The sequence below is a fragment of the Streptococcus suis genome, from assembly GCF_046032115.1.
GTDB lineage: Bacteria > Bacillota > Bacilli > Lactobacillales > Streptococcaceae > Streptococcus > Streptococcus suis_AJ.
On sequence record NZ_JARQOZ010000004.1, the window covers coordinates 65,900 to 69,055 of the forward strand.

The window sequence follows — 3,156 nt, forward strand, 5'->3', positions numbered from 1 at the left end:
GGTTGGAGATAAGGCGAACAAAGTTCGTGGCACTAGATGTAGATAGAACGTTGCTACCTTTTATTTTTAGGTAGCAGGCTGTAAAGCTCCACTGGAGCTTTACACTCATCAAATCAAGTCAACAACGTCTGAGTTTGATTTACGAAGAGTAGGAACTTCCTGCCACCCAGCCAGTTGCCAGACAGTAAGTAATGTTGAAGCCACCGGTGTGGGCGTTGATGTCCAAGACCTCTCCTGCAAAGTGAAGGCCTGGGACTTTCTTGCTTTCCAAGGTTTTTGGATTGATTTCCTTGAGGTCAACGCCACCCTTGGTCACAAAGGACTTGGCCAGGGACATCTTGCCTGTAATCTTGATAGGCAGGGCTTTGAGGAGAGAGACCAGTTCAGCCAGGTCTTTTTGAGAAACTTGCTTAACCTTGCTATCGTAGTTTTCAGCGAAAAAGTCTGCTAGGCGGTCTGGCATGAGTTCACCAAGGGCGTTCTTGACGGATTTTTCCCTGTTGGCTTCTAAATGTTCAAACAAATCTTGTTCAGAATGGGTCGGCAGAGCATCGAGAAATGCGGTTTCGCCGCCTTTGACAAAACTAGACAGCCGAAGGGCAGCAGGTCCCGACAGGCCAAAGTGGGTAAAGAGCAGGTCGTGGGTGATGACGTGCTTGCCGTAGGTCAGAGTGACGTCGTCCAGGGAAATGCCTTGAAGCTTCTTGTGGGGGAAGTCGGTCAGAACGGGGCTTTCTGCGGCTTCAATCTCTGTGACTTCCAGCTTGAAGTGGCGGGCAATGTCGTGACCAAAGCCAGTCGAGCCAGTGGAAGGATAGGTCTTGCCACCAGTGGTGACAATCAGCTGGGGAGCTGTAAAAGTCTCCTCGCTGGTCTTGACATGGAAGAGGTCGTCAATCTTGCGGACGGAAACCACTTCAGTCCCTGTACGGATGTCCACGCCATTTTCCAGCATCTTCATCTCCAGGCATTTGATAATGGTCTGGGAGCGGTCGGTGATTGGAAAGACACGGCCGTGGTCCTCGACCTTGAGCTTGACCCCGTTTTCCTGAAAGAAATTCATGATGTCATGGTTGTCAAACTGAGAAAAGACGCTGTATAGAAAGCGGCCATTTCCAGGAATGCCAGCCAGCAGGTCTTCCAAGGTGCCGTTGTTGGTCACATTGCAACGTCCGCCACCTGTGCCAGATAGTTTCTTGCCCAAACGCTTGTTTTTTTCGAGGAGCAAGGTCTTCTTGCCGTAAAAGCTGGAAGAAATCGCAGCCATCATGCCAGCAGGCCCCGCTCCGATAATAATAGTATCTACTGTATTCATGCCTTTATTGTATCATATTTTCATCAAGAAAGTAGTTTGAGTCTTTGCTATGATTTGTGGAGTTTTTCCTTGAGATAGCAGAGGACGATTGCAGAGTGAAGGGAGTATAATGAAACTGAGGAAGTCTAGTTTTTATTAGATGTCCAATCTGTAAATTAAAGGAAAATAGGTGGTAGCATGACAGGCGAGCAAAGAGAGTATCGTTTTCCAGAAGGTTTTTTGTGGGGATCCTCCACTTCAGGTCCTCAAAGTGAGGGAAGCGTAGCTGGTGATGGAAAGGGGTGGAATAACTGGGATTATGGGAAATTTACGAAGAAGGGCTGTATGACATTGCCAAAAATATCCAGGAAAACTATGGAAATATTGAATGGTTGGTAACTGAGAACGGCATGGGAGTTGAGGGGGAAGATGTTTTTGAAGAAAATGGCATGATTCAGGATGACTATCGGATTAACTTCATGGAAGACCATTTGATTCAGCTCCATCGAGGTATTGATGAAGGGGCGAACTGTAAGGGCTATATGGTCTGGACCTTTATTGACTGCTGGTCTTGGTTAAATGCCTATAAAAACCGATACGGCTTGGTCTTGCTTGACCTCCAAACTCAGAAGCGTACTGTCAAAAAATCTGGATATTGGTTCAAGCAAGTGAGTGCTAAAAATGGTTTTATTAGATAGAATGTATATTTCGTTTCTGCATAACATTGCATTGAGATAAGATGCTTTTGACGTTTGTGATTATCCACTAATGCTTGGTAAGAAAATTCCCCTAGATTTGACAGGGATAGGGTTCTGTGGTAATATTTTAATGATACAAACTATGAGAAATGTAAGTACCGAGGATATTATGGGAATCGAAAAAACAGTCAGTGAGTTAGCTGAAATTTTAGGAGTGAGCCGGCAGGCTATGAATAATCGTGTCAAATCACTTCCTGAAGAATTTGTAGATAAAAATGACAAGGGTGTGACCGTTGTAAACCGTGCTGGCTTGATTAAGTTGGAGGAAATCTACAAAACAACCATTTTTGAAGATGAGCCGATTAGCGATGAAGTCAAGCATCGTGAATTGATGGAAATTTTAGTTGACGAGAAAAATGCTGAAATCATCCGCTTATATAGTCAATTAAAAGCCAAAGATAAGCAACTTGCCGAAAAAGATGAACAACTCAAGGTCAAAGATGTGCAGATTGCTGAGAAGGATAAACAGTTGGATCAGCAACAGCAATTGACACTAAAAGCTATGGCCGATAAGGAAGTTCTCAAGTTGGAATTGGACGAAGTTAAAGCACAGGCAGAAGAAGTGCAAGCTAAAGGCTTCTTTGCACGTTTGTTTGGGAAATAAAAAGGTCCGGGGGACCTTTTTATCATGAGCTTGAAAACAAGAGAGCGAATAAAGGTCCGGGGGACCTTTTTATCATGAGCTTGAAAACAAGAGAGCGAATAAAGGTCCGGGGGACCTTTTTATCATGAGCTTGGAAACAAGAGAGCGAATAAAGGTCCGGGGGAGTGAAACAGTCTGGGAAGAGACTGTTTCAGCCCGAGCCTGGAAATAGGAAAGCGAGGTACAGTCTGGGGATAGACTGTTTCAGCCCGAGCTTGGAAATAGGAAAGCGAGGTACAGTCTGGGGATAGACTGTTTCAGCCCGAGCCTGGAAATAAGAAAGCGAGGTACAGTCTGGGGATAGACTGTTTCAGCCCGAGCCTGGAAATAGGAAAGCGAGGTACAGTCTGGGGATAGACTGTTTCAGCCCGAGCTTGGAAATAGGAAAGCGAGGTACAGTCTGGGGATAGACTGTTTCAGCCCGAGCCTGGAAATAAGAAAGCGAGGTACAGTCTGGGGAT

Annotated in this window: 3 protein-coding genes and 1 pseudogene; 3 read left to right on the top strand and 1 reads right to left on the bottom strand. The window is 45.4% G+C overall.

Annotation, left to right across the window (positions count from 1 at the left end; genetic code table 11):
- Positions 1-139 precede the first annotated feature (139 nt).
- A complete protein-coding gene (gene aao / locus P7J36_RS02555) occupies positions 140-1,315 on the bottom strand; it encodes an aminoacetone oxidase (RefSeq protein WP_408551210.1) in 1,176 nt (391 codons plus the stop codon).
- Positions 1,316-1,492: 177 nt separating this feature from the next.
- Here aao and P7J36_RS02560 point away from each other — a divergent pair, with 177 nt between their 5' ends.
- From P7J36_RS02560 to P7J36_RS02570, 3 genes and pseudogenes are all read left to right on the top strand, one after another.
- Positions 1,493-1,693: a family 1 glycosylhydrolase gene (locus P7J36_RS02560; RefSeq protein ID WP_408551212.1), complete on the top strand. Its 201-nt coding sequence runs from the start codon at positions 1,493-1,495 to the stop codon at positions 1,691-1,693.
- A pseudogene (locus P7J36_RS02565) lies at positions 1,615-1,992 on the top strand (family 1 glycosylhydrolase); the annotation flags it as partial. The gene P7J36_RS02560 and the pseudogene P7J36_RS02565, both read left to right, overlap by 79 nt.
- Positions 1,993-2,161: 169 nt before the next feature.
- On the top strand, positions 2,162-2,656 hold the full coding sequence (locus P7J36_RS02570) for a DUF536 domain-containing protein (RefSeq protein WP_012774919.1): 495 nt from the start codon (positions 2,162-2,164) through the stop codon (positions 2,654-2,656).
- Positions 2,657-3,156 lie beyond the last annotated feature (500 nt).